Annotated in this window: 21 protein-coding genes; 9 read left to right on the forward strand and 12 right to left on the reverse strand. The window is 57.5% G+C overall.

Features of this window, described 5'->3' with window-relative positions:
* Positions 1 to 126 precede the first annotated feature (126 nt).
* Positions 127 to 1,137, reverse strand: coding sequence for an Ldh family oxidoreductase (locus tag ACR0CE_RS07470; RefSeq protein WP_480831691.1), 1,011 nt, complete (start codon positions 1,135 to 1,137; stop codon positions 127 to 129).
* Positions 1,138 to 1,168: 31 nt separating this feature from the next.
* Positions 1,169 to 3,598 (reverse strand): GcvT family protein, encoded by a 2,430-nt coding sequence (locus ACR0CE_RS07475; protein ID WP_480831693.1) that lies wholly within the window; start codon positions 3,596 to 3,598, stop codon positions 1,169 to 1,171.
* A 343-nt stretch (positions 3,599 to 3,941) separates the two neighbouring features.
* On the opposite strand from ACR0CE_RS07475, the gene xylB reads away from it, so the two are divergent.
* From xylB to ACR0CE_RS07490, 3 genes are read left to right on the forward strand one after another with little or no spacing between them, the layout of a single operon-like run.
* A complete protein-coding gene (gene xylB, locus ACR0CE_RS07480) occupies positions 3,942 to 5,399 on the forward strand; it encodes a xylulokinase (RefSeq protein ID WP_480831833.1) in 1,458 nt (485 codons plus the stop codon).
* Positions 5,399 to 6,346 carry an aldose epimerase family protein gene (locus tag ACR0CE_RS07485; protein ID WP_480831695.1) on the forward strand — a complete coding sequence of 316 codons (948 nt, stop codon included), beginning with the start codon at positions 5,399 to 5,401 and terminating at the stop codon, positions 6,344 to 6,346. Before xylB ends, ACR0CE_RS07485 begins: the two co-directional genes overlap by 1 nt.
* Positions 6,343 to 7,647, forward strand: coding sequence for a cytochrome-c peroxidase (locus ACR0CE_RS07490; RefSeq protein WP_480831697.1), 1,305 nt, complete (start codon positions 6,343 to 6,345; stop codon positions 7,645 to 7,647). Before ACR0CE_RS07485 ends, ACR0CE_RS07490 begins: the two co-directional genes overlap by 4 nt.
* On the opposite strand, the gene ACR0CE_RS07495 is transcribed toward ACR0CE_RS07490, so the two are convergent.
* Entirely contained in the window at positions 7,648 to 9,159 is a 1,512-nt protein-coding gene (locus tag ACR0CE_RS07495) for a CRTAC1 family protein (protein WP_480831698.1), read from the reverse strand.
* Positions 9,149 to 10,366 (reverse strand): ROK family transcriptional regulator, encoded by a 1,218-nt coding sequence (locus ACR0CE_RS07500; protein WP_480831700.1) that lies wholly within the window; start codon positions 10,364 to 10,366, stop codon positions 9,149 to 9,151. The genes ACR0CE_RS07495 and ACR0CE_RS07500 overlap by 11 nt, the downstream gene beginning before the upstream one ends.
* Positions 10,367 to 10,518: 152 nt before the next feature.
* Here ACR0CE_RS07500 and xylF point away from each other — a divergent pair, with 152 nt between their 5' ends.
* The 5 genes from xylF (at position 10,519) to ACR0CE_RS07525 (ending at position 16,582) form a co-directional block, all read left to right on the forward strand.
* Positions 10,519 to 11,538: a D-xylose ABC transporter substrate-binding protein gene (gene xylF, locus ACR0CE_RS07505; protein ID WP_267364640.1), complete on the forward strand. Its 1,020-nt coding sequence runs from the start codon at positions 10,519 to 10,521 to the stop codon at positions 11,536 to 11,538.
* A gap of 76 nt (positions 11,539 to 11,614) precedes the next feature.
* Positions 11,615 to 12,913 (forward strand): sugar ABC transporter permease, encoded by a 1,299-nt coding sequence (locus ACR0CE_RS07510; RefSeq protein ID WP_267364641.1) that lies wholly within the window; start codon positions 11,615 to 11,617, stop codon positions 12,911 to 12,913.
* A complete protein-coding gene (locus ACR0CE_RS07515) occupies positions 12,913 to 13,710 on the forward strand; it encodes an ATP-binding cassette domain-containing protein (RefSeq protein WP_209504341.1) in 798 nt (265 codons plus the stop codon). Before ACR0CE_RS07510 ends, ACR0CE_RS07515 begins: the two co-directional genes overlap by 1 nt.
* 10 nt (positions 13,711 to 13,720) lie before the next feature.
* A complete protein-coding gene (gene xylA / locus ACR0CE_RS07520; protein WP_480831702.1) occupies positions 13,721 to 15,028 on the forward strand; it encodes a xylose isomerase in 1,308 nt (435 codons plus the stop codon).
* A 153-nt stretch (positions 15,029 to 15,181) separates the two neighbouring features.
* A complete protein-coding gene (locus ACR0CE_RS07525; protein ID WP_480505710.1) occupies positions 15,182 to 16,582 on the forward strand; it encodes an MATE family efflux transporter in 1,401 nt (466 codons plus the stop codon).
* Between the two features lie 9 nt (positions 16,583 to 16,591).
* Here ACR0CE_RS07525 and ACR0CE_RS07530 read toward each other — a convergent pair whose 3' ends face one another.
* From ACR0CE_RS07530 to ACR0CE_RS07565, 8 genes are all read right to left on the reverse strand, one after another.
* Positions 16,592 to 17,689 (reverse strand): M56 family metallopeptidase, encoded by a 1,098-nt coding sequence (locus ACR0CE_RS07530; protein ID WP_480831704.1) that lies wholly within the window; start codon positions 17,687 to 17,689, stop codon positions 16,592 to 16,594.
* Positions 17,676 to 18,071, reverse strand: a complete 396-nt coding sequence (locus ACR0CE_RS07535; RefSeq protein ID WP_209504337.1) for a BlaI/MecI/CopY family transcriptional regulator — start codon at positions 18,069 to 18,071, stop codon at positions 17,676 to 17,678. The genes ACR0CE_RS07530 and ACR0CE_RS07535 overlap by 14 nt, the downstream gene beginning before the upstream one ends.
* Before the next feature lie 65 nt (positions 18,072 to 18,136).
* Positions 18,137 to 18,541 carry a DUF2160 domain-containing protein gene (locus ACR0CE_RS07540; protein WP_480831706.1) on the reverse strand — a complete coding sequence of 135 codons (405 nt, stop codon included), beginning with the start codon at positions 18,539 to 18,541 and terminating at the stop codon, positions 18,137 to 18,139.
* An 8-nt stretch (positions 18,542 to 18,549) separates the two neighbouring features.
* Positions 18,550 to 19,347 (reverse strand): carbohydrate ABC transporter permease, encoded by a 798-nt coding sequence (locus ACR0CE_RS07545; protein ID WP_155139158.1) that lies wholly within the window; start codon positions 19,345 to 19,347, stop codon positions 18,550 to 18,552.
* Complete coding sequence (locus ACR0CE_RS07550) at positions 19,344 to 20,207, reverse strand: carbohydrate ABC transporter permease (protein ID WP_209595792.1); 864 nt, start codon at positions 20,205 to 20,207, stop codon at positions 19,344 to 19,346. Before ACR0CE_RS07550 ends, ACR0CE_RS07545 begins: the two co-directional genes overlap by 4 nt.
* Positions 20,204 to 21,280: an ABC transporter ATP-binding protein gene (locus tag ACR0CE_RS07555; protein ID WP_480831708.1), complete on the reverse strand. Its 1,077-nt coding sequence runs from the start codon at positions 21,278 to 21,280 to the stop codon at positions 20,204 to 20,206. Before ACR0CE_RS07555 ends, ACR0CE_RS07550 begins: the two co-directional genes overlap by 4 nt.
* A 1-nt stretch (position 21,281) precedes the next feature.
* Positions 21,282 to 22,331 carry an ABC transporter ATP-binding protein gene (locus ACR0CE_RS07560; RefSeq protein WP_209595796.1) on the reverse strand — a complete coding sequence of 350 codons (1,050 nt, stop codon included), beginning with the start codon at positions 22,329 to 22,331 and terminating at the stop codon, positions 21,282 to 21,284.
* 62 nt (positions 22,332 to 22,393) lie between these two features.
* Entirely contained in the window at positions 22,394 to 24,133 is a 1,740-nt protein-coding gene (locus ACR0CE_RS07565; RefSeq protein WP_480476378.1) for an ABC transporter substrate-binding protein, read from the reverse strand.
* A 474-nt stretch (positions 24,134 to 24,607) separates the two neighbouring features.
* Between ACR0CE_RS07565 and ACR0CE_RS07570 the strand changes: the two genes are divergently transcribed.
* Positions 24,608 to 25,390 carry a DeoR/GlpR family DNA-binding transcription regulator gene (locus ACR0CE_RS07570; RefSeq protein WP_480773548.1) on the forward strand — a complete coding sequence of 261 codons (783 nt, stop codon included), beginning with the start codon at positions 24,608 to 24,610 and terminating at the stop codon, positions 25,388 to 25,390.
* The last annotated feature ends 33 nt before the right edge of the window (positions 25,391 to 25,423 follow it).

A 25,423-nucleotide genomic window follows, 5' to 3' on the forward strand; every position in this document is an offset into this window, starting at 1 on the left:
GGGAGAATGGTTTGTCGCATCCGTGCTTGGTTCTGCAGGATTGCCGCCTGGGCAAATCTGGATTGGCGCTTGAAGCCGCCCGTGTCGCAGGAAGGCTCTCTAGCCAGTCAGCTAAGCGCGGGTATTTCAGGACGCGTTTAACGCGGCCAGAACCTCGGTGCTCACCACAACACCGTCAGCCTCGGCTGCCGCCCGTTTGGCCAGACGCCCATCACCCGGAACACGGGCGTTCCCATTGCCGACAATTTCTGCGCAAATGCGCGTGATAAATTGATTGAAGGCCGCGTTGCCGAACCGCGTCGGATCAATCGCTATCAGTGTCGCACCGCCTTTGATGTTAAGGGCTCCGAACGTCTCGCGTTCTTGATTGTCCACGGAAAGGGTTCCACCAGCCAGGGCGGCACCCAACACCTCAACCATGAAAGCGATTGCGGCGCCCTTGTGCTCGCCAAAAGGTAACAGGCTGCGGGTTTCCAGGATGGCGTTCGGGTCCGTACTGGGTGCGCCGTCAGGGTCCAGACCGGCAGGGTGGGGCAGGTCGTGCCCCTCGGCTGCGGCCATGCGGATATCCATCAAAGCAACCATTGAAGACGCCTGATCCCAGACTATCGGCGCACCGCCCTCGCGCGGACAGGCAAAAGACATCGGGTTGGTGCCAAATACCGGGCGCACCCCGCCTTGCGGCACCACCATGGACAATGAGTTGATCACGGCGAAAGCCACCAGACCAGCTTCGGCAAGCGGTTCGGTGTCAAACCTTAACGCGCCCAGATGGTGGCAATTTGCGCAGGTGAAAGCGGCAATGCCGTTTTCCCGCGTCATTTCGATCAACATGTCGCGGGCTTCGGCTGCCGCGACCTGATAATACCCGTTATCGGCGTCACAGCGCAGAACGCCCGGGGCAGCCTTTTCTATCTTTGGCTTCGCATTGCCGTTTGCATAGCCCGAGGTGAAGCTTTGGACATAGACCGGCAGCATACGCAATCCGTGGCTGCGCGGGCCGTCCCGCTCGGACCGGGTAACAATGTCGGCCAGAATATCGCTGCCCTGTGCATTAACTCCGGCAGAAACAAGTACGGCTTTCGCCAGCGCCCGAACCTCGGCAAGAGAAAGCGTTTTGATCGAGTGTTCGGTCATCTTTTCAAATCCAGTCTTTTTACTTCAGGGGTCAGGCACGCGCACGCGCGCTGGTGGGATCAACGGCGCAAGTATCGATCACCTCGGCATCACGCATTTCGTTATGGACCAACACCTGCATCCTTGTACCCGGCGCGGTCATATCGTTTGGTACAAGTGCCATCGCTATGTCGTGGTTGCAATAATAAGAGAATCCACCCGACGTAACGCGCCCGATCAGTTCACCGTTTGCATAAACACCCTCATCGAACATCACCGAAGTTTCGCCAAAGGGAAGTTTCAACGTGACCAGCCGTTTGTGATTGCCCTCGCTTCTCTGCTTCTCCAGCGCCGCTTTTCCGATGAACTCTCGCCCCTCGGTGACGACAAACCGATCAAGGCTGGCCTCATACGGTGTCATGTCCTTGCAAATCTCGCGGTTGATGGCGCGATAGGATTTTTCAAGGCGCATGGACTCCAATGCCTCAAGACCGAAGGGTTTTACACCGGCTTTCAAAAGCAGGTCGACAAGGTGTCGGTTATACCCGACAGGATGGTGCAGTTCCCAACCCAGCTCGCCTGTGTAAGATACCCGAAGCAGGTGTACGTCTTTGGCATAGCCCACTTCACCCTTTTGCGCAGAGAGCCAGGGAAAAGCAGCATTCGACAAATCGTTGTCGGTCAGCGGTTGCAAAATCTCGCGCGCCTTGGGACCGGCCAGAGCGATCACACCCAACTGTTCCGAAACGTCTTCAAGGATAACCGATTGATCTTGTGGTAACAGACGTTGCAGCTGATCCCAGTTATAGGCGCGCCAATTCGGGGTCGAGACCAGATAGAAATCATTCTCGGCATAGCGGACAACTGTGTATTCCGCATCCATGCCACCATTGGGGTTTAGCAAAAGCGACAGGCTCATCCGGCCCACCTTGGGCATTTTGTTTGCCATCAGACCGCCCAGCCACCGCGCTGCGCCGGGTCCGCGTACAGTAAACTTGGTCATCGGCGACATCTCGATGAACCCGGCCTCTTCGCGGGTGGTGTGCACTTCCTCCTGAACGCGTTCCAAGTGGTTGGTGCGGCGGAAAGAATGTTCGGGGATCGCCTCTTGCGGCGATTTGGCGAACCAGCGCGGGAATTCATAGCCGTTGAAGCTGGTCCAGACTGCGCCATGCGCCGTCAGCAGATCGTAAGACCCCACGGTTTTCATCGGACGCGCGTTCGGGAAATCTTCGCCGGGGATATGCGCGTTCATATGCGTGCCCCAGGTTTCGCGAACCTTGTCCATGGTCCAGCGTTTGGAGGCGTAGTCAGAGAAACGGCGCGGATCCAGCTCCGACATGTCCATGCCCGGATCACCATCGACGATCCAGCGAGCCAGCCGTTCGCCCACGGTGCCGCCCCACAGAATGCCACCGGGCATCCCTTCGGCCAGCCACAGGTTTTTGTGCCCCGGAGCTGGCCCGGCAAGTGGCAATTCGTCCGGCGTCATTTGGAAGGGGCCGCGCGTGTTGGCCTTGATGCCCACCTCGCCAAGAACCGGCACCCGTTCGATTGCCCGTTCCCATTGGGTTTCCACGGCATCGAAATCCTCGGGCAAGAGGTCTGCGCCAAAGTCAGGCGGCACGCGGTCTTCGGCAAACAGTTTTAGGTCCTTGGTGAATTCATAGGGCCCGAACTGAATGCCACCGACATCTTCGCGCATATATGCGCCGTAATCTTCATCCCGCAGGATCGGGAACTCGGGCAAACCCTGCGCACGACGTTCCTTGAGCAGCGGAACGGTTTCCGTGGTCCAGTACTGGTGAACGATGGGTATGCAGGGCAGGTCCAGCCCAACGCGCCGGGCATTTTCACGGGCATAGTTGCCGGTGGCAAAAACCAGATGCTCGCACGTGATCTCTCCCTGATTGGTGGTCACTTTCCAATGACCGCTTTCCAGCTTTTCATACGCCTGTGCTTCGGTGTTCTGATAGACTGTGGCGCCCGCATCCCGCGCCAGCTTTGCCATTGCCATGGTGATGTCGGCCGGGTTCACATAGCCGTCCTCGGTATGCAGGATACCGCCGCGAATATGCTCGGACTGGTTCAGAAGGGGATGAACATCGGCAATTTCCGCGGGCGTCAGCAGTTTGCAGGGCACACCTGCAGCCTCGGCAATCGAGATATATGACTGGAATTCATCCCAACGTTTCTGGGTGTTGGCAACGCGCAGCTGACCCACTTTGCGCAAGCCTACGGACGTACCCATCTTCTGTTCGACTTCTGAATAGATGCGGATGGTTTCCATCGTCATCTTCGACACGTTTCGGGACCGCACGAAGGTGACCAGCAGACCTGCGGCGTGCCAGGTCGAGCCTGAGGTCAGCGTGGTCCGTTCCAGCATCACCGCATCGCTACAGCCGTGCTGTGTCAGCCCATACAGAATGGACGAGCCCACACATCCGCCGCCAACGACAACAACTTTGGCATGTGATTTCATTCGCCGATTTCCTTCTTGCGACTGATCATGGTGTCAGACGCTCTGCCTGCCCGAAATCAGTAAGATGAGAACGTTCCGAAGTTTTTACGGAAACATGGCGCCAGGCAATCGCAAAAAATTTCTCCTGCGGCTTAGTTCAGGTCACCTCTTACCAGGCACCTTCGAATTGGTCGCTGTCTGGTTCCCAGTCATTCAGTGCCGTCCAGAACGGCATCAATTTTTATGTGCCTTGTCTTGTTTCACCCTGTTATGTTAGCGCAAACTGTGCCAGTGAAACCTGATGCCTTTGCAAAACTGGGTTTCTGTTGCCTACAGTATTGCGGCTTACAAGTGGGAGGAACAGGTGTATCTCGGTCTTGATTTGGGGACGTCAGGTCTTCGGGGAATTGTGGTCAGTGAAGACGGCGACGTCGTTGCCGAGGCCGAAGCGAACGTGAACACATCGACACCGCATCCGGGCTGGTCAGAGCAGGAACCTGCGGATTGGGTTGAAGCGTGTCAAAAGGTCGTTGCCCAGTTGCGCGGGCAAAACGGCGCTGCGTTTTCGGCAGTGCGGGGCATTGGTCTGAGCGGACATATGCATGGCGCAACGCTTCTGGACCGACAGGGTCGCGTCTTGAGGCCCTGTATCCTTTGGAACGACACAAGGTCTGCCCGTGAAGCTGCCGAACTGGATGCGCTTTCCGCGATGCGATCGATCACCGGAAACATCGTTTTTCCCGGCTTCACTGCGCCCAAACTGGAATGGGTGCGCAGGCATGAACCTGACGTTTTTGAAAAGACTGCCAAAGTCTTGCTCCCCAAAGATTATTTGCGCTTCTGGCTGACCGGAGAATACATCAGCGACATGTCCGACAGCGCGGGTACCGCGTGGTTGGACGTCGGATGCCGCGAATGGTCGGAAACAGCGCTTGAACTCAGCCACATGCGTCGGGATCAGATGCCCGAACTGGTCGAAGGCAGCGCCGCCGGGGGCGAGCTGAGGGCGGAGATTTTGCAGCACTGGGGCCTGACCGGACCCGTTGTTGTTGCCGGCGGGGCAGGCGACAACGCGGCGGCGGCCTGTGGTATTGGAAGCATCGCCGAAGGCAGCGGTTTTCTATCGCTGGGAACGTCGGGTGTGCTGCTGGTTGCCAAGGATAGTTACGCGCCCGCACCGGAAACGGCGGTTCATTGCTTCTGCCACGCGGTGCCGGAGCGCTGGATTCAAATGGGCGTCATCCTGTCGGCGACCAACAGCCTGAACTGGCTGTCCCGGAACCTCGGCCAATCCGTTGGCGCACTCGCATCGGCGTTGCCGGATACCGTCACCGGGCCGTCGAAGACAATGTTCCTGCCATACCTGTCGGGGGAACGTACCCCTCATAATGACAGCGCCATCCGGGGGGCATTCATGGGGCTGGATATTGCGTCAGATCCAGCGGATCTTGCACAGTCCGTGATGGAAGGTGTCTCGTTCGCGCTGCGTGATTGCCTTGAAGCCCTCAGGAGCACGGGAACAAAGCCTGAAAGCCTGATGGTCGTCGGCGGGGGCGTACGATCCCGGTTCTGGGTCGAGACGCTGGCAACTGTTCTGAGTGTCCCGCTTGCCTTGCCCAAAGGCAGTGAATTCGGAGCCGCCATCGGCGCGGCGCGCCTTGCTGCCTGTGCAGTAAACGGCGCAGACCCGGTGGAACTCATGACATCGCCAGAAATCTCTGAAATTGTTCAGCCGCGCGCGGGGTTATTCGATGCCTATGAGGCTGAATATCAAAGATACCGCCAGTTTTATGCGGCACTATCCCCCTTGTCTGCGCCATGATGAAGGGCGTCACTTCCCTACCCATCGAACAGGTTGTTCTGGAAGATGGTGCGATGTCGGTTTCCCTGCTGAGCTATGGGGCGATCACACAAGGGTGGTGGATCGGTGAAACGCCCTTGATCCTGGGCTATCCAAACCCGCAGGAATACTTGGCGGACCCGTATTACATAGGTGCAATCGTGGGTCGCGTCGCCAATCGGATCGGTGGCGCAAAGTTTAATATGCGGGATGCCGCTTATCGCTTGACGGCGAATGAGGGGGAAAACACGCTGCATGGCGGTGCGCTCGGGCTGTCGCGCAGCCACTGGATTATCAGGAAGACCAAGTCGAACCGTGCGGTTCTGTCCTTGACGTCACCTGACGGCGCTGACGGTTTTCCCGGAGAAATCAGGTTCGAGATTCATGTCGAGCTGGCTTTTCCACGGCTGACTTACACGATCACCGCATGGCCGGACCGGCCTACGCCGATCAGCATTGCGCAGCACAATTACTATACTCTTGGGTGCCAAAGCGGTATTCTTGACAGCCGATTGACCCTGAATTCCAAGCGGGTACTGGAACTGGACGACAGCTCCACTCCGACAGGCGTCGTGGATGAGATCGAAAACCAAACGCTGGATTTCTCATCCCCGCGCGTTATCGGTGATGAGGGGCGTGGCATTGACCACTACTTCGTGTTTGAAGAGGCGGGCAATTTCGATCGACCGGTTGCCACAGTCGAAACACCGTCAGGTTTGCGCATGAATACCTACTCTGATCAGCCCGGCGCGCAGGTCTATTCCGCCGCGCACCTGTCCGATCCTTTCACGCCATGCGCAGGGCTTTGCATTGAACCGTCCGGTTACACGGACGCTGTGAACCACCCCTTGTTTCCGTCCGTCATCTATTCTCCGGACAATCCGTATAAACAAGTTCTGACGTTGGAAATCGCAGAGGATCAGGCATGAAAGTTGCGATATCGGTGTATGCTCTGGCCCTTTGCGTGACATTGTCGGCGGCGCAGGCGCAGGCGCAGGACCTCGGGCCGCTTCCTCAATTTGTAGAACCGGACCTTGCCAAGGTCGAACTGGGACAGTTGCTGTTTTACGACCCGATCCTGTCGGGGAACAAAAACATCAGCTGCGCCACTTGTCATCATCCGAAACTGGGAACGTCAGACGCGCTGTCTCTGGGTATCGGCGAAGGCGGTGTGGGGCTGGGGGCAACGCGCAGGCTTGATCAGGAAAACATGCCCGAGCAGCGCATTCCCCGAAATGCACCGGGGCTGTGGAACCTTGGGGCGCTGGAATTCACCACCTTCTTTCATGACGGGCGTCTTGAAGCCGACCCGTCACAGCCTGACGGGTTCAGAACGCCCTTGGGCACAGATATGAGGCCGGGCTTCCAATCTGCACTGGCCGCGCAGGCGATGTTCCCGGTCTTGTCGGCTGACGAAATGGCCGGCCACTATTCGGAAAACGAAGTGAGCAAAGCCGTACGTCTTGGGTTGCTGACCCAAAAGGACGGCGCATGGGACCTTATCGCGGCGCGTGTTGCCGCAATCCCGGAATACAGGGCGCGCTTTGACCAGCTCGCGCCCGGAGAAGAGATTACTTTTACCGCAATCGCCAATATCATTGCCGATTTCATCGCCTTTGAATGGCGCGCTGACAACAGCCTGTTTGATCGCGCGATGCAGGGGAAAGAAGTGCTGCCCGAGCAGGCACAAATGGGGCTCGACCTTTTTTTCGGCAAGGCCGGGTGCAGCACCTGCCATTCCGGCTGGTTCCAGACGGATCATGGGTTTCATTCTATCGCCATGCCGCAAATCGGGCCGGGAAAAGCCGCCCGGTTCGAGAACCATGTTCGCGATGACGGGCGATTGCGTGTGACGGGCAATGCGGATGACGCCTTCACATTTCGCACGCCATCCTTGCGTAATGTAACCCTGACGGCACCCTATGGTCACAACGGAGCCTATGCGCGGCTTGAAGATGTTGTCCGTCATCATCTGGATCCGGTCGCAGCTTTGCGCAGCTACTCGATCGAAAAAGCAGCGTTGCCAGAGTTTCCGGGCGCGGAAGATCAAAAAGCCTTGCTCGACCCCACGCTGACCGAGGCGATTGCAGCGTCGAATGAACTGGCCCCAATCAGCTTGAGTGATGACGAGGTGAACGCCATTCTGAGTTTCCTCAGTACACTGGAAGACCCGGCAGTCCGGCTGGGTGTGCCTGCGCATGTGCCCAGCGGTTTGCCTGTTGATCAATGATCATCGGTCGATGCGAAGCACCTGATTGCTTCTGAAGGTCTGCCAATCACCAACTGTGCCGTCTGGCCAGATAACCCGCAGCTCCAGTTCGTCCGCGTTGCCCAGGCCAAAGTGGTGAAGCCCGGAGATGCCGCTTACATGGCCGCCACCAATGGTCACTTCCCGCGTTTGAATTCCGTCGGTGGTTTTAACCTCGATGAAGCTTCCGACAGCTGTGCGGTTGGGTCGATCCTGGCCAAGATCAACCTGAATCCAGTTTCCAAGCTGTTGTTCGTTCTGAAATACCTCAAGCGCTGACCCGCGATTGACCACGACCAGATCAAGCGATCCATCCCCGTTCAGGTCCGCCAGGGCGCCACCGCGGGACTTTCCCATTGAGGCGACACCCGCCGCTGAGGCAGCTTCGAAAAACTGACCATTTGCGGATTGCAGCAACAGGTTGTTGGGGTCGGTTTGCGCCGCATCAGGCATCTGTTCGACATTGCCCTTGGCGACAAATATGTCGTCGCGCGCGTCGTTATTGACGTCGCCGAACTGCGCATGCCAGCCGGTTGACGGGCGACCATCGCCACCGACATGCGGCCTGTGCGCCGTTATCCCCCGGTCATAAGTCGCGTCGCGCCATGTCGGCCCCTCGGCCGTGGGATCAAAGATCTGAAACTTCTGATCCCCCATCGAGGTCAGGTAAACATCAGGGAAGCCGTCCCCTGATATATCCCTTGATGCAATCCCCATGCCCCAGATCGAATAGGGCAGCCACCCATCTTCCGGCGCGTAAAGGCGTGGCGTGTCTTCCATAGCCCAAAGCTGCTCTTGCCCGCCGCGCACATAGTAATGGCGGTCGTTACTGACACGCAAGTCCGCGCGCCCGGTGCGCGCCCAGTCGGAAAACAGAATGGACAAGGAACAATGTCCCGGTACCAGGTGGAGAGGCGGGCCATAGGCCGTCCCTTCGGGGCGATACAAAAGCGTCGGCCCGCAGGTTTCAAACGGGCCATTGGGATTGGTTCGGTCGACATATGTTCCAAAAGCCAGTGTCGGCAGGGTTTGACCACTTTCCCAGGTGGCGGAAAAACCGGTGGTCCAGTGATCCTGAGACTGGAATTTCAACGAGGTGAACGGTTCAAATGCGCAATTCGCTTTGCCACGCAACAAAACGTCCTCGCCAACGCGCAAAACCGCCAGATCCAGAAACCCGTCCCCATCGATATCCACTGGGTAGGCGCCAGTCACGCCGGTCAGGGACAGTGCGCTTGGCGTTTCTGACCGAAAACTGACATCGGGTCCTGATGTGTTGACAAACAATTGCGCCGGGTTGGTTCCCCCTGCGGCAAACAGGTCGGACCGATCATCGCCATTGCAGTCGAAAACGGCGATGCCTCCGCCCACGAAGTGCTCCCACCCGCCGTCGTAAACATGGCTGGGGACGTCGATGCTGTGAAACTGCGGAAGGTTGATGTCGGCCGTGGCGGCAGACGCTGTCGCTAGCAGGATCGTCAGTTCAACTCGCATTTTCCGCCAGTTCCCTGACTTTCAGGATCGAGACTTGTTCGATCCCATAGGCTGCTGCCCCTTTTGCCCACATTGAATCCCCCCAATGGTTCACGTTGATTTCAGGCAGTGGCGCGTCAACGCTGACGACACCGTTTTTGATACGGGTCATCACTGCCTCAGAATGCAGGTATTCAAAGCTGCCTCGGGTGCCGGACAGGATGATACATTCCGGATCGAACAGATTGATCAAGTTGGAAAGCCCCATTCCAAACATCTGGCCAGCGCGGAACAGAACTGAATTGGACCGGGCATCACCGGATTGGGCGGCGGCGTGAATATCAGCAAGAGTGTGCGGGTCAGTTGCCTGGCTGGCAATGGTTGCCTCGCGGATCAGGGCATATTCCCCAACATAAGCTTCAAGGCATCCGCGTTGCCCGCACTGGCACAATGCGCCATCCAGCTGAACTTTGACATGCCCGAATTCCGCGCCGCAACCGCGCTCACCGCGATAAAGCTTGCCATCCAACACAATGCCCAGACCAATGCCGTGTTCTATCGTGACAACCAGAAAGTTCTTCAACCCCTTGCCAAGACCGAAAAGCTGTTCGGCCTTTGCAACCAGATTGGCGTCATTCTCGATAAACGCAGGGCAGGGGAGCGCTTGGGACAGAAGCGGGCTCAGATCCACGTTGCGCTCTGTCAGCGAAGATGACCAATGTACAAAATTCCGCTCTGCGTCGACCAGTCCGGCAATTCCGATGCAGACACCGGAAACCTCTGTCAGGGACCTGCTTGCAGAGGTGCAGGCCTGTTCCAGCGCCGCGTATATCTTTTTTGCAAACGCCTCCGGGGCCATCCGGGCCTCTTCCAACGGATGTGTGTAAGAGGTGATCTCAGTGCCTTCAAAATCGACCAGGATGACTGAAATCTGGTGCCGGGCCACTTTCACGCCGGCAATCAGGTGACATCCGCCATGCAGTTTCAGCAACACACGTGGTCTGCCGCGGCGCGCGGATTTTGACGGTGTTTCGCTTTCGATTTCCTGAATCAAACCAGCTGAAAGCAGGTCTGACGTTGCCGCTGTCACTGTCGCCGGGCTGGTCTCAAGAGCGCTTGCAATGTCGATCCGCGATATCGATCCGGTCGATCGGATTTGTTCCAGCACGCGCAAACGGGTGATGTTTCGTTGATCCGTAGCGTTTGAAGAAACCTTGCTTTTCAGCATCCTGCCCTCGCGAATCTGATGATTTCCCAAGCGTAAGCGGTTTTTCTTCTTTCGGGTAGCATAAATATTTTACTGACTGAAATAAATATGCTACTCAGAATTGTGAGAGCCACGAATCATGAAGCGATGGCTCGATAAACCGGGAGGAAATCATGAAACGAATTCTCAGCGCTTCTGCTGTGGCCGTCCTGATGGGGACGGTTGCGTTTGCAGAAACCACGGTCGGTGTCAGCTGGTCGAACTTCCAGGAAGAGCGCTGGAAAACCGACGAAGCGGCAATCAAAGCCGCGCTTGAGGCGGGCGGTGCCGAATATATTTCGGCAGATGCGCAATCGTCGTCGGCCAAGCAGTTGTCGGATATTGAAAGTCTGATCGCCCAGGGCGTTGATGCGCTGATCATTCTGGCGCAGGATTCCCAGGCCATCGGTCCAGCTGTTCAGGCAGCGGCCGACGAAGGTATCCCAGTCATCGCGTATGACCGTCTGATCGAAGATGATCGGGCCTTCTACCTGACCTTTGACAATGTCGAAGTCGGTCGTATGCAGGCGCGCGCGGTGTTCGACGCCATGCCCAAGGGCAACTATGTGATGATCAAGGGCTCGCCCACCGACCCGAACGCGGATTTCCTGCGCGGTGGTCAGCAGGAGATCATTCAGGGCGCTGTTGACAGTGGTGACATTGTGATCGTGGGCGAAGCCTATACCGACGGCTGGCTGCCTGCGAACGCGCAGCGCAACATGGAACAGATCCTGACCGCCAACGAAAACAAAGTTGATGCTGTGGTCGCGTCAAATGACGGAACCGCAGGCGGTGTAGTTGCTGCACTGACCGCACAAGGTATGGACGGCATTCCGGTGTCGGGTCAGGATGGCGACCATGCGGCGCTGAACCGGGTGGCCAAAGGCACGCAAACCGTTTCGGTCTGGAAAGACGCACGTGAGCTGGGCAAGGCCGCAGGTGAAATCGCGGTCGCGCTGAGCGGTGGAACGGCTGCGGCGGACGTCGAAGGCGCGGTCAGTTGGACTTCGCCCGGTGGGACTGAGATGACGTCTGTCTTCCTGGCGCCTGTGCCGATCACAAAAGACAACCTTTCCGTTGTGGTCGATGCTGGCTGGATTCCGCTGGAAGACCTGTGCCAGGGCGTCGAAAACGGCCCTGCACCCTGCAACTAAGTCAAGTCTCCAAACCATAACGTCTCTGGCCCGCAAGGCCGGGCCAGAGACCATAGCTGAACATGAAAGATCGGATATGACCGAAACTTCGTCTCAGCCGGTACCCCAAAAAGCAAAGGCCAACCTGTTCCAGCAACTGGAACTGGACATGCGGCTATTGGGCATGATCGGCGCCTTTATCATCCTTTGCATCGGCTTCAACATCGTAACGGATGGCCGTTTTCTGACGCCCAGAAACCTGTTCAACCTGTCGATCCAGACCGTCTCGGTCGCGATAATGGCCTGCGGCATGGTGTTCATTATCGTGATGCGCCACATTGATCTTTCGGTCGGCGCGCTGCTGGCGACCACATCCGCCGTCATGGCGATGACACAAACCGAGCTTTTGCCGAACGTGCTGGGGTTAGGTTTAAATCACCCGGCGACTTGGGCAATCACCCTTGTTGTCGGTCTCGCAGTCGGAACCTTGATCGGCGCATTCCACGGTTGGATGGTAGGCTATCTGACGATACCGGCCTTTATCGTGACGCTTGGCGGTTTTCTGGTCTGGCGCAACGTCGCCTGGTACATGACAGACGGCCAGACAATCGGCCCGCTGGACAGCACGTTCCTGATATTTGGCGGAACCAACGGGACGTTGGGAACAACGGTCAGCCTTCTGTTCGGCCTTGCCGCCACCGCTATTGCGGTCTGGGCGTTGTGGAGCGGACGCCGCTCCAAGGCTGCCCATGGGTTCCCTGTGAAACCGGTTTGGGCCGAAACAACTTTGGCGGGGATCATTGGCATCGCCATTATGGGCTATGTCTTGATCGTCAACAGTTACTCGATCCCCACACGCAGGCTGGAACGTATGTTCGAAGCGCGGGGCGAGACCATGCCTGAAGGGCTTGTTGTGGGTTATGGTATCCCGATCTCGGTTCTGATCCTGATCCTTGTTGCAGTAACCTTGACTGTTGTCGCCCGCAAAACCCGATTTGGCCGCTATATCTTTGCCACGGGGGGCAACCCGGATGCGGCGGAACTGTCGGGCATCAATACCCGCATGATGACCGTCAAGATCTTTGCGCTGATGGGGTTCCTGTGTGCGCTGTCGGCGGTCGTGGCCTCGGCCCGTCTGGCCAACCACTCGAACGATATCGGCACATTGGATGAGCTTCGCGTGATTGCTGCGGCCGTGATCGGCGGCACCGCCTTGTCCGGCGGTATTGGTACGATCTACGGCGCGATCCTAGGCGCGCTGATCATGCAGGCGCTGCAATCGGGCATGGCCATGGTTGGCGTGGACGCACCCTTTCAGAACATCGTCGTGGGCACCGTTCTGGTTTTGGCCGTCTATATCGACATCGTCTATCGCAAACGTCTGGGAGCGAAATGATGCAAGCACAAGAAACACAGAACCAAACTTCGGGCCGTGGGTCCGGCCAGCCTCCGCTTGTCGAAATGCGCGATATCTCGATTTCGTTCGGCGGCATCAAGGCGGTGGACCGTGTCTCGGTCGATCTGTACCCGGGCGAGGTTGTGGGCCTTCTGGGCCACAACGGGGCCGGTAAATCTACGCTGATCAAGGTGCTTTCGGGTGCCTATCAGAAGGACCACGGAGAGATCCTGATCGACGGCAAGAAGGTTGAGATCAACAACCCCCGCGATGCGCGTGCCAACAATATCGAGACGATCTATCAGACGCTGGCCTTGGCGGACAATCTGGATGCAAGTTCGAACCTTTTCCTGGGGCGGGAAATGGTAACGCCTTTCGGGCTGGTCAACGATGCTGCGATGGAGGCAGAATGCCGCAAGATCATGGCACAGTTGAACCCGAACTTTCAGAAGTTCAACGACCCGGTCTCGGCGCTATCCGGTGGTCAGCGGCAGTCGGTGGCCATCGCGCGTGCGGTATATTTCAATGCGCGCATCCTGATCATGGACGAGCCCACAGCCGCGCTTGGCCCGCACGAAACACAGATGGTGGCGGACCTGATCCAGCAGCTCAAGGCGCAAGGGATCGGAATTTTCCTGATCGACCACGATGTGCATGCAGTAATGGAGTTGTGCGACCGGGCTTCGGTCATGAAAAACGGGCAACTGGTTGGCACAGTCGACATCGCCGATGTCACGGATGACGATTTGCTGTCGATGATCATTCTGGGCAAGAAACCTGGTGAAAAGACGGAATGAGGTAAAATAGATGACGAGCGGTTTCTTTCAGGGGATCGAGCAGGTCCAATTCGAGGGCGAAAACAGTAAGAACCCGCTCGCATTCCGTCACTACAACCCGGACGAGATCGTCATGGGTAAGCGCATGGAGGATCACCTGCGTTTTGCCGTGGCGTGGTGGCACTCGTTTGCCTGGGAAGGCGGGGATCCGTTTGGTAGCTCGACTTTTGAACGCCCATGGCATCCGCAAGACGACATGGGCCGCGCTAAGATGAAGGCCGATATCGCCTTTGAGATGTTTCAGATCCTGGGACAGCCCTATTTCTGCTGGCATGACGCGGATATCCGCCCTGAGCATGGGAACTTCGCCGACAATCTGCGCACGCTGAATGAGATCACCGATTATATCGGTGAAAAGATGCAGGCATCCGGCACCAAGCTGTTGTGGGGAACGGCCAACATGTTCAGCCACCGTCGCTGGATGGGGGGTGCCAGCACCAACCCCGACCCCGACGTCTTTGCTTTCGCTGCCGCCACGGTGAAATCCTGTTTGGACGCGACCCACAAACTGGGCGGCGAGAACTATGTGCTTTGGGGTGGACGCGAGGGCTACGAGACGCTGCTCAATACCGACATGAAGGCCGAACTGGATCATATGGGCCGGTTCCTGAACATGGTGGTCGAGTACAAGCACAAGATCGGCTTCAAAGGCACGATCCTCGTCGAACCCAAACCGCAGGAGCCGTCCAAGCATCAATATGATTTCGATGCGGCAACCTGTATCGGTTTCCTGCGCAAGTACGGCCTCGAGGATGAGGTCAAGCTGAACCTGGAACAAGGGCACGCAATCCTGGCAGGACACAGTTTCGAACATGAGATCGCTGTTGCTGCGGCTGAGGGTATGCTTGGGTCCATCGACATGAACCGGAACGATTACCAGTCCGGGTGGGATACGGATCAGTTCCCCAACAACACGCCCGAAGTCGCGCTGGCTTATTACCACATCCTGAAAGCGGGCGGGTTTACCACGGGTGGCACCAACTTCGACGCTAAACTTCGCAGGCAATCCATCGACGCCGAAGACCTGATCGCTGCGCATGTGGGCGGGATGGATATCTGTGCCCGGGGCCTGAAAGCGGCAGCTGCGATGCTTGAAGATGGTGGTCTGGAACAGGCGCTGGCCGACCGGTATGCAGGCTGGAAAACGCCCAAGGCTCAGGCGATGCTGAATTCCGACCTCGACGAGATTGCGGCACGGGTGCTTGCCGAAGACCTCAATCCTCAGCCGCGCTCGGGGCGTCAGGAAGTGCTTGAGAATTACGTGAACCGCTTTGTGTAATTCCGGCCGGCTCAGCCAGAACTCAAAATAATCGGTGTACAAAGCCCCGGAAACGCGTGAGTTTACTTAGGCGTTGCCCGGGGCTTTCCCTTGTCGAACGCAGTGGCATCATGGGCCCGTCTGGGTCGCGCAGGTGGGACGACCAGAGTATTGGTGGAAAAATCATCAGGTAAGGCAATCTTTCTAAGTGGCAACCTGATGCTGCATGTGACGCGCATGTCGCTGACCACGAGCATTGGATTGATGGCGATCTTTGCTGTCGATTTTGTCGATATGGTCTTTATCTCGATGCTGGGCAACGACGCGCTGGCCGCAGCGGTAGGTTATGCCGGGACGCTGCTGTTTTTTACGAACGCCATCAATATCGGTCTGTCGATTTCTGCCGGGGCGCTGGTCGCGCGTGAGTTGGGCGGCGGGCGGGTCGAACAGGCAAGGCAATACGCGTCCAGTGTCGCCGTGCTGGGGCTGATCGTCGGGTTGGTAACCTCCGTTTTGGTGCTGCTGAACGTCAGCTTTCTGCTGTCGCTGCTTGGCGCAAAGGGCGAGGTTTTGCGGCTGGCGACGCGCTATGTGTCGATCATTCTGCCGACTATGTGGGTGATGTCGATTGCGATGGCGGCGATGGCTGTGCTGCGCGCCCACGGCGATGCGCGCCGATCAATGATGGCAACGATTTACGGCGGCGTTGTGAATGCAGTTCTTGACCCGATTTTGATATTTGCCGTTGGACTGGGGTTGGATGGGGCCGCGATAGCCTCAGTTCTGGCGCGGCTATGTATGTTGGGCGCAGCCTTATGGCCCGCGCTGCGGGTGCATCAGGGGTTTGCACGCCCATCGATGAAACAGGTGGCACAGGATTTTCGGCCCGTGCGGGCCATCGCAATCCCTGCTGTTCTGACGAACGTCGCCACGCCGATCGGGAATGCCATCGTTGTTCGGGAAATCGCGCAGTTCGGAACGGATGCAGTTGCGGGTATGGCGGTGATCGGGCGGCTGTTGCCGGTGGCGTTTTCGGTCATCTTTGCGCTGTCCGGCGCGATAGGGCCAATCATCGGGCAGAATTTCGGGGCAGAAAAATTTGATCGCGTGCGCACTGCGTTTCTGGCCGGGATCAAGTTCACCGCAATCTATGTTCTTTGCATGTCGGCTATTTTGTTTTTGCTGCGGTCCCCAATTGCAAATTTGTTCGCAGCCCAGGGGGAAACGCGCGTACTGATTTATCTGTTCTGCGGCCCGCTGGCATTGGCGTCGTTCTTCAATGGTGTGATTTTTGTGACAAATGCCAGTTTCAACAATCTGGGCCATCCGGTCTATTCCACATGGATAAACTGGGGTCGTCACACTATTGGCACATGGGTGTTTGCCATGATTGGATCACAAATCGCCGGGGCCTCGGGCGTTCTGCTGGGTCAGGCTTTTGGGGGCGTCATCTTTGCTGTCATAGGATGGGTTCTTGTCGCGCGCGTAGTGGCACGGCTGGAACGCGTGCAAACGCCCGAGCCTTTTGCCGATCAGGGGCGGCTTCACTCGCTGTTCGGGCGTCGCGGCTGGTAAGCGATCAGGTCAGTTCCCCTGATTGCGCGCTTCCAGCCGTTCCAGGTTGACCACTGTCGACAGCATCAGGCGGTCATGGCTCCAATCCCGTGTCTGCTGGATTGAGGCCGACCCCAGAGCCAAAAGCGCACCAAAGATCAGCGTCATTCCAAGGAACACTCCCGGTAGGGCAGGTACCGATGGCTGAACATCGGTCAGCGCGATTACACGTTGCCGCAACACGCGTTTTGCCTTGCCGCCAGTCACAAAAGCAACATTCAGAACGCGTGGGCTGTTGGTTGAGATTGTCCGGGCGCAATAGTCCAGCAGGCACGCCGTGTATTCCCGCGCATCAATCCGTTTGCGCGCAACAACCGACTGGTCGCAGGCCAACTCGCGCAGCCGGCCGAACTGATACTTGAGCATCAGATAGGCCGGGTTCCAGAACAACAGCGGACGCAGCAGCTCAAACCCCAGTTCCCATTCGACGTCACCCGTACGGATATGCTGAAACTCGTGGGCAAGTGCAAAACGCAACTCGCGCGGGGTGTCCAGAAGATGGCTGGGTAGAACGACGTGGCGGCGGCGAAGTCCTCGCACGGCAAAGGGCACAGTGATGCGATCGGAAAGCCGAATATCCACCTTGGCGGACCGCCGCCAAAGAAAACTGGAATTGACAGTCTGACGGATCGTCATTGCGTCCCGCAAGGCACGCGCAGCGTACACGGCTGCGATACAGGCAAGTATGGCGGCAACGAGGGTGATCACAGGCTGCTGTCCGGACAATGCCAGATCAACCCACCTTTCGCGGGTGTTCAGCAGTGCTTCGAACTGCGTGGCAGGCATTGCGATGTCACCGCGCAGATAGGCTGCAACGGCGATATCGCCAAGGGCCACGGCACTGCCCGGCCAAGCGTAAGTCGCCAGCGACGACACGCAAACCGCGAGAAACGGACTGGCAAGAACACAAATGCTCAAGGTCTTGAGCACCCGCAACTGTGCGACATAGCCATTGCGTAGGACGGTGTGGCTTAGGGCCGTGCGGGTCACCAGCCAGATGACCGCCGAAAATGCCAGCACGATGTTGAGTTCGATGAATGCGTCGAGAACCGGTCTAACCGCTGTCATTTTGCAGTCTCCTCTCTACCAGTGCTCGAATTTCCTCCAGGTCGGCTTCGCTCAGCCCCGCATCGTCGACCAGCCGCGCCACCAGTGTGGCGGGGGTGTCGTCGAAAAGCGTGCGCGACAGATTTTGAAGCGAACGGGCCTGATATCTGTCCTTTTCCAGAAGCGGCGTATAGATCAGGGTCTTTCCCGACTTGTGGCTTTCCACAAAACCCTTCTCGTCCAGAATGCGCAGGATCGTGGCCCCGGATGTATAGGCCAGGTTGCGTTCTGATGGCAGGCGGTCCAGGACATCACGCACCGAGCCTTGCCCGAGGGCCCAGAGCTCGTTCATGAACTCCAGTTCGACCTCGGTCAGCAGATTTGTTGTCTTTTTCTTTCGCATTGGTCTCGGTGTCGTCATGGTTAGTATGCCTGACAGACAAGCATCCTTTCGCGATTTCTCAAAGTCTAAACTTTCCAGAAAACAAAAATGCCCCAGCCAATGGACAGGAACAGCGGTGTCCAGACGGGTTGCCCGACCAGCCCAAGCCACGCCAGGAAAATATATGCGGACCCCAGAAGGGTGATGAACAGGCGATCCCCCAGTGTGGTTGTCAGCCCCAGAACCCCGCGCCGTTCAATTCCGTCGCGGAATTTGAAGCCTTCCAGCAAGCCAATGCATGCTATGGCCGAGAAGATACCGACAAAGACGGCCAGCGTGGCAGGTGTCCATGCCATCCAGAAATCGGGCCACAGGGGGTCCGTCCACGAGAACCCTTTTTCGGCCTCCTGTCCGACATTGCCCCATCCGGCCTTGGCCTGGGCAAAGGCTGTTGAGGGCAGGAAGGGGAGGGTGAGAAGCAGTTTTCGCATGTCGAACCTCACACACGTCCCATCGCGAAGCCACGCGCGATGTAGTTGCGAACAAACCAGATGACGATGGCTCCGGGGATGATGGTCAGGGTGCCCGCGGCGGCCAGCAGACCCAACTCGTACCCGGCACTGGATGCTGTACGGGTCATCACGGCAGCGATCGGTTTGGCCTCGACCGCGGTCAGGGTCTTGGCCAGCAGCATTTCCACCCATGAGAACATGAAGCAGAAGAATGCTGCGACACCGACACCTGCCTTGATGTTGGGCAGGAAGATTGTCACGAAGAAGCGCGGGAACGAATATCCATCCACATAGGCGGTTTCATCCAGCTCCTTTGGGATGCCACGCATGAAACCTTCCAGAATCCACACCGCCAGCGGCACGTTGAACAGTGTATGGGCCAAAGCCACGGCCAGATAGGTGTCGAAAAGGTGGATCGATGAATAGAGCTGGAAAAACGGCAGGGCGAACACCGCCGCTGGGGCCATGCGGTTGGTCAACAGCCAAAAGAACAGTTGCTTGTCCCCGAGGAACCGATAGCGCGAGAAGGCGTAAGCCGCAGGCAGGGCAACGCAGACGGAAAGTACTGTGTTCAGAGTCACATAGGTGATCGAGTTGATGTAACCCCAGTACCAGGTTGGGTCTGTGAAGATTGTAATATAGTTTTCCAGCGTAAAAGTCTGGGGAAACAGGGAAAAGCCCGACAGGATCTCGTTCGTTGTCTTGAAGGACATCGCCACCAGCCAATAGATCGGCAGCATCAGGAACGCGATATAGAGGATCGGGATGATGGACCGCTTTTTCATTCTGCGTCGTCCTTTGTCATCAGAGTGTAGAAGAGCCACGACACCAGCAGCGTGATGGCGAAGTAGATCAGGCTCATCGCTGCCGCCGGGCCAAGGTCGAACTGCCCCAGTGCGATCTTCACAAGGTCAATCGACAGCAGGGTGGTCGAGTTGCCGGGACCGCCGCCGGTCAGCACGAATGGCTCAGTATAGATGTTGAAGCTGTCCATAAACCGCAGCAGAACAGCGATGGTCAGAACCGTCTTCATCTTGGGCAACTGGATATAGCGGAACACCGACCACGGGCTGGCGCCGTCGATCTTGGCGGCCTGATAATAGGCGTCGGGAATCGACACGAGGCCAGCATAGCACAGCAGCACGACCAGCGACGTCCAGTGCCACACATCCATGACGATGACGGTGATCCAGGCCGAAAGCGGCTGTTGCGTCATGTCATAGTTGATGCCCAGCACGTCATTCAGGAAATATCCCAGCAATCCGATTTTGGGCAGAGTGAAGATGTTCCACATCGAACCCACAACGTTCCATGGGATCAACATCGGCAAAGCCATCAGCACCAAACAGACCGGCACCCAAAAGCCCTTGCGCGGCATAGACAGGGCAACGATGATGCCCAAGGGCACCTCGATCAGCAGGATCAGGAAGGTAAACAGGAATTGCCGTCCAAGTGCTGCCTGAAAACGGTCGGATCGCAGGATCTGTTCGAACCAGCCCAAACCTTCCCAGAAGAACTGGTTGTTGCCGAAGGTTTCCTGCACCGAGTAGTTGACCACCGTCATCATGGGCACCAGCGCGTTGAACGCCACCAGTGCAAGAACGGGCAGGACAAAGAACCATGCTTTTTGGTTTTCCGTTCTCATTGCGCCCGCTCCTGAGTTGCAATCCAGCCGTCGCGGTAGACGCGGGATTGTTCGGGTTTGAATTGCAAAAAGACCTGTGATCCCGGTTCCGGTACACTGTGTTCGGTCACGACCTTGAGGGCGGTGTTGCCGACCACTGCGCTGACCACATAGTGGCGGCCGATATCGGCGACCTTGGTCACATGCGCCAGAATGCCAGTGTCGCCGAAACCAACATATTCCGGGCGGATACCCAGATCGGTGCGTCCGCCGTTACCATGTGTGGGACCTTCCAGCATGACCTCGTGCCCTTCAAAAACGGCGCGGTCGCCTTTGGCTTCACATGGAAGGACATTCATGCCCGGCGAGCCGATGAAATGGCCGACAAATGTGTGCTGGGGCCGTTCAAACAATTCGACAGGTGTTCCGATCTGAACCACTTCACCGTCTTGCATTACCACCACCTCGTCGGCGAAGGTCAGCGCCTCGGTCTGGTCATGTGTCACGTAGATCATTGTGGCCTGCACGCGCTGGTGCAGCTCTTTAAGCTTGGACCGCAGTTTCCATTTCAGGTGCGGGTCGATCACGGTCAGCGGTTCATCGAACATCACCGCATTCACGTCGTCGCGAACAAGGCCGCGACCCATCGAGATCTTCTGCTTGTTGTCCGGGCTCAGGCCTGATGCGCGGGTGTTCAGCATATCCGTGACGTCCAGCATCTCGGCGATTTCCAGAACACGGCGCTTGATGGTTTCGGCGTCGACACCCCGGTTCTTCAACGGGAAGGCCAGATTCTCGCCCACGGTCATCGTGTCGTAGATCACCGGAAACTGGAAAACCTGCGCGATGTTGCGTTGGTCCGGGGGCAGGGCGGTGACGTCCTGATCATCGAACAGAATCCGGCCTTCCGAGGGGGTAAGAAGACCGGATATGATGTTCAGCAGCGTGGACTTGCCACAACCTGACGGCCCCAACAGCGCATAGGCCCCGCCATCACGCCATGTCACGTCGATTTCCTTAAGGGCATAGTCCTCGGAGCCTTTTGGCGATGGCATATAGCTGTGTCGAAGGTTTGAAAGCTTGATCTGTGCCATGTCAGGCCACCCTTTTGCCGTCTTGGCTGAAGTACCGGCAATGCGCCGGGTTCATGTAGAAACTGTGATCTTCGCCGACCTGATAAGGATGCACACCAGCGGCGAGTGAAACCCAGGCTTCGTCACCATGCTGGAAATGCGCGCTGGAATCCGAACCTGACAGTTCGGTCACGATCACACGTCCGGTCAATTCGACATCGGCGTCAGACGTACGGAATGGCGTCACGCGATGAGGGCGAACGGCGATCATATATTCCCCGTCGGCCATGCCCGAGGCTGCCCAGCCGACATTGCCTGCCAATTGCGCCCGGGCGCTGGAAACAGTGATACGGGCCACATTGATAGGCGGGTCCGAGAATACACGCGCCGCGGCGATGTTTTCCGGATTGCGATAGATTTCGGTGGTTGGGCCGAACTGGGTCACGCGGCCGTCTTCCATCAGCGCGGTGTAGCCTCCCAGCAGCAATGCCTCTTCAGGTTCCGAGGTGGCGTAGACAACGACGGCCCCGCGACCAGCGAACAGATCGGGCAGTTGTTCGCGCAACTCTTCGCGCAGTTTATAATCAAGGTTCGCCAGCGGCTCATCCAGGAAGACGGCGCGGCTTTCTTTTGCGATGGCACGCGCCAGCGCGGTTCGTTGTTGTTGCCCGCCCGACAGCTCGTGTGGGCGGCGGTGCAGCATGGGGCGCAGTTGCAGCAAATCGGCGGCCTCTTCCACGCGGCCATCGATTTCCGATTTAGCCATGCCAGCCACGCGCAGGGGCGAGGCGATATTGTCGAATACGGTCATATGCGGGTAGTTCACGAAAAACTGGTGTACCAGGCTGATCTGCCGCTTTTGCGTGTTCAACCGTGTCACGTCCTGTCCGTCCATCAGGACCTTGCCCGAGGCGATCGGGTCCAACCCGGCCATCATCTTGATCAGTGACGTTTTTCCGGAACCTGTCGCGCCCAATAGCACGTTGAAATGGCCGGTTTGCAGCGTCAGGTTGGTTGGCTTGATATGGATGACGTTGCCGACCCGTTTGGTCGCGTCTTGAAGTTCGATCATCTGGGAAACTCGCGGGGCATTCAGGGGTAGGCCGGGCTTTAGCCCGGCCTACGATGTTGCATTTACTGGGACTGCCAGCGCTTAACCAGTTCGTCATAGTTGACGGTCTGGCCCTGCGGCTTTTCGTTTTCCAGCTTGGCCTTGGGCGAACCCGCTTTTTCCAGCCAGAATGCGTCATCCTGCGGTTCATTCAAACGCGGGCCACAGCCACCGTAGACACCGGCGCTTTCATCCGCGGCCTGCATACGGGCCATGGTGATGTCCATCTCTTCGGCCAGACGGTCCATCGCCTCTTGCGGTGTGAAGGCGCCCGAGTTCACGTCACCGATCTGCTGCCACCAGATCTGTGCCAGCTTTGGATAGTCCGGTACGTTGATGCCGGTTGGCGACCATGCCACGCGGTCAGGCGAGCGATAGAATTCGACCAGACCACCCAGCTTGGATGCGCGTTCCGTGAACGACTCGTGGTTGACCGAGCTGTCGCGGATGAAGGTCAGACCCACATGGGACTTCTTCACATCAACAGTCTTGGATGTCACGAACTGAGCATAAAGCCAAGCTGCCTGCGCACGATCCGAGGGGGTCGATTTCAGGAACGTCCAGGAACCCACGTCCTGATAGCCAACCTTCTGGCCTTCTTCCCAGTAGGGGCCGTGCGGGCTGGGCGCCATCCGCCACAGCGGCGTGCCTTCGTCATCCACGGTGTTGTTGCCTTCGGACTTCGGCTTCACCATGTCGGCGGTAAAGGCGGTGTACCAGAAAATCTGCTGGGCCACGTTGCCCTGGCTCAGTGCCGGCAGCGACTGATAGAAGTCATAAGACGCCGCACCCGGAGGCGCGTAGGCCCGCAGCCATTCGTCCCATTTGCGGATCGCATAGACCGCAGCCGGACCGTTTGCAGCACCACCGCGCGACACCGAGGCGCCGACCGGGTTACAGGTGCCCGCTTCCATGCGGATGCCCCATTCGTCAACCGGAATACCGTTCGGCTCGCCCTTGTCACCAGCACCGGCCATCGAAAGCCAGGCGTCGGTCATGCGCCAGCCAAGGTCGGGCGCGCGCTTGCCGTAATCCATGTGGCCGTAGATCGCCACGCCGTCGACTTCTTTCACGTCATTGGTGAAGAACTCGGCGATGTCTTCATAGGCCGACCAGTTGACCGGAACGCCCAGATCATAGCCGTATTTCTCTTTGAACGCGGCCTTGTTGGCCTCGTCATCGAACCAGTCCTTGCGGAACCAGTAAAGGTTCGCAAACTGCTGGTCGGGCAGCTGATACAGCTTGCCGTCCGGCCCGGTGGTGAACTGAATGCCCATGAAGTCATCCAGATCGATTGTCGGCGAGGTTGTCGCCGCCCAGTCGCCGCCCATCATGTCGGTCAGCGGATAGGCCAGTTGCAGACGCGAGTGGGTACCAATCAGGTCACTGTCGTTGACATAGCCGTCATACAGGTTCCGACCTGTCTGCATCTGGGTCTGAACAGCCTGGACCACTTCGCCTTCGCCAAGGATCTGGTGATTGACCTTGATGCCGGTGATTTCTTCAAACGCCTTGGTCAGAACCTCCGACTCGTAGGAATGCGTCGGAATACCTTCGGACAGGACGTTGATTTCCATGCCAGCGTAGGGCTGTGCAGCTTGGATAAACCATTGCATCTCGGCCATCTGTTCGTCTTTCGACAAGGTCGATGGCTGGAATTCGTCGTCGATCCAACGTTGTGCTGCGGCTTCGTCGGCCCAAGCGGACCCGTGCCCCGCAATGACGGCAGCCGCCGCCACTGCGGAAAGTAGATGTCTCCGCATCTGTCTCCTCCCAAAAATTATGGTTCTCCGGCGGGAACCGGATGCAGAACAGCATCAGCGATTTTTTGCGTATGTGTCAAACTAAATTTTTAGTAATTGACGTTCAGGTATTCTGGAGCCGCGTGAAATGAATTTGTATCCAACGCTGTAAACGGTTGTAACTACCTAATTCTGTTATCGAAATTTCAAAATTTCTCCGCGAGGGAAATAGGGAACTCCACTGAGACCCATTGCAAGCAAGAGATGACAGAGGGTGCGTTGAATTGCATTCGCGTTGCGAGAGGCATGGACACTGATCCGGCACTCGTGAGAAGTCAGGCAAACCAGCTTCCCGGATCACTACTGCTGAAACTCAGTGCTCACATGGCACCAATCCGTTCCGACAAAAGGCCAGTTGTGGCAATGCGGATGTAGCACTGCCTTGCCGTTCACGGTATTCCGTGTCCATATAAAGAAAATCTCCGGAGCCGGTTCGTGAAGAAGAATACCCTCAACACCCATCGTGAGCTGGAATTGCTTGATGCCCTCAGACGTTTGGGTGGAACGGCCCGGAATTCGGATTTGGCGAATATGCTCGGCGTATCCGAAGAGACGGTGCGCCGAACGATCAAAGCCTTGTCAAAGGCGGGTACGGTCGAACGCGTTCATGGCGGAGCTTACCTTGCCGGAGTGCAGGGTGCCCCCAACTTCTTTCACCGGATATCACAAGACGCGGATGAAAAGCGTTTGATTGCCGGGCATACCGCGAAACTGGTTCGCGATCAGATGACCGTTTTCCTGGATGTGGGATCGACAACCGCTTTCGTCGCTGAAGAGCTGCGCCAGGTCAGCAACCTCACGGTTGTCAGCAACTCCGTCGGTGTCGTTCAGACCTTGGCCGGGGTCAACGGAAACCGGGTGCACCTTTTGGGGGGTGAGTTGCAGATCGATGAAAGGGGGACGTTTGGTCACGTCACCCACAAGCAGCTGCAACGCTATGCCTTTGACATCGTGATCCTGAGCACGGACGCGATTTCCGACAGCAAAGGGTTTCTCTACCACAGCGCGGTCGAAGCGGATCTTGCATCGGTGGTGGTCAGGTGTGCGGACCAGGTTGTCATGGCTGCAGCACATTCCAAGTTTGGTGAAAGGGCACCTTATGTGGGGCCGGATCCTCGGCTGGTGCATTCGCTGGTCACGGATGCTGTGCCAAAGGGTGGGGTGGCCAGATTCCTTGACCGTTGGGGCATCGAAATTCAGATCGCTGATGACAGCTAGGTTGCTGATTCCAGACGCGGCCCGGATGATCTT

The organism is Ruegeria sp. L11 (assembly GCF_056531755.1).

Coding starts and splice junctions, on each gene's coding strand:
- ACR0CE_RS07470 (WP_480831691.1), bottom strand. CDS start 1,137: ATGACCGAACACTCGATCAAAACGCTTTCTCTTGCCGAGGTTCGGGCG.
- ACR0CE_RS07475 (WP_480831693.1), bottom strand. CDS start 3,598: ATGAAATCACATGCCAAAGTTGTTGTCGTTGGCGGCGGATGTGTGGGC.
- ACR0CE_RS07485 (WP_480831695.1), top strand. CDS start 5,399: ATGAAGGGCGTCACTTCCCTACCCATCGAACAGGTTGTTCTGGAAGAT.
- ACR0CE_RS07490 (WP_480831697.1), top strand. CDS start 6,343: ATGAAAGTTGCGATATCGGTGTATGCTCTGGCCCTTTGCGTGACATTG.
- ACR0CE_RS07495 (WP_480831698.1), bottom strand. CDS start 9,159: ATGCGAGTTGAACTGACGATCCTGCTAGCGACAGCGTCTGCCGCCACG.
- ACR0CE_RS07500 (WP_480831700.1), bottom strand. CDS start 10,366: ATGCTGAAAAGCAAGGTTTCTTCAAACGCTACGGATCAACGAAACATC.
- xylF (WP_267364640.1), top strand. CDS start 10,519: ATGAAACGAATTCTCAGCGCTTCTGCTGTGGCCGTCCTGATGGGGACG.
- ACR0CE_RS07510 (WP_267364641.1), top strand. CDS start 11,615: ATGACCGAAACTTCGTCTCAGCCGGTACCCCAAAAAGCAAAGGCCAAC.
- ACR0CE_RS07515 (WP_209504341.1), top strand. CDS start 12,913: ATGCAAGCACAAGAAACACAGAACCAAACTTCGGGCCGTGGGTCCGGC.
- xylA (WP_480831702.1), top strand. CDS start 13,721: ATGACGAGCGGTTTCTTTCAGGGGATCGAGCAGGTCCAATTCGAGGGC.
- ACR0CE_RS07530 (WP_480831704.1), bottom strand. CDS start 17,689: ATGACAGCGGTTAGACCGGTTCTCGACGCATTCATCGAACTCAACATC.
- ACR0CE_RS07535 (WP_209504337.1), bottom strand. CDS start 18,071: ATGCGAAAGAAAAAGACAACAAATCTGCTGACCGAGGTCGAACTGGAG.
- ACR0CE_RS07540 (WP_480831706.1), bottom strand. CDS start 18,541: ATGCGAAAACTGCTTCTCACCCTCCCCTTCCTGCCCTCAACAGCCTTT.
- ACR0CE_RS07545 (WP_155139158.1), bottom strand. CDS start 19,347: ATGAAAAAGCGGTCCATCATCCCGATCCTCTATATCGCGTTCCTGATG.
- ACR0CE_RS07550 (WP_209595792.1), bottom strand. CDS start 20,207: ATGAGAACGGAAAACCAAAAAGCATGGTTCTTTGTCCTGCCCGTTCTT.
- ACR0CE_RS07555 (WP_480831708.1), bottom strand. CDS start 21,280: ATGGCACAGATCAAGCTTTCAAACCTTCGACACAGCTATATGCCATCG.
- ACR0CE_RS07560 (WP_209595796.1), bottom strand. CDS start 22,331: ATGATCGAACTTCAAGACGCGACCAAACGGGTCGGCAACGTCATCCAT.
- ACR0CE_RS07565 (WP_480476378.1), bottom strand. CDS start 24,133: ATGCGGAGACATCTACTTTCCGCAGTGGCGGCGGCTGCCGTCATTGCG.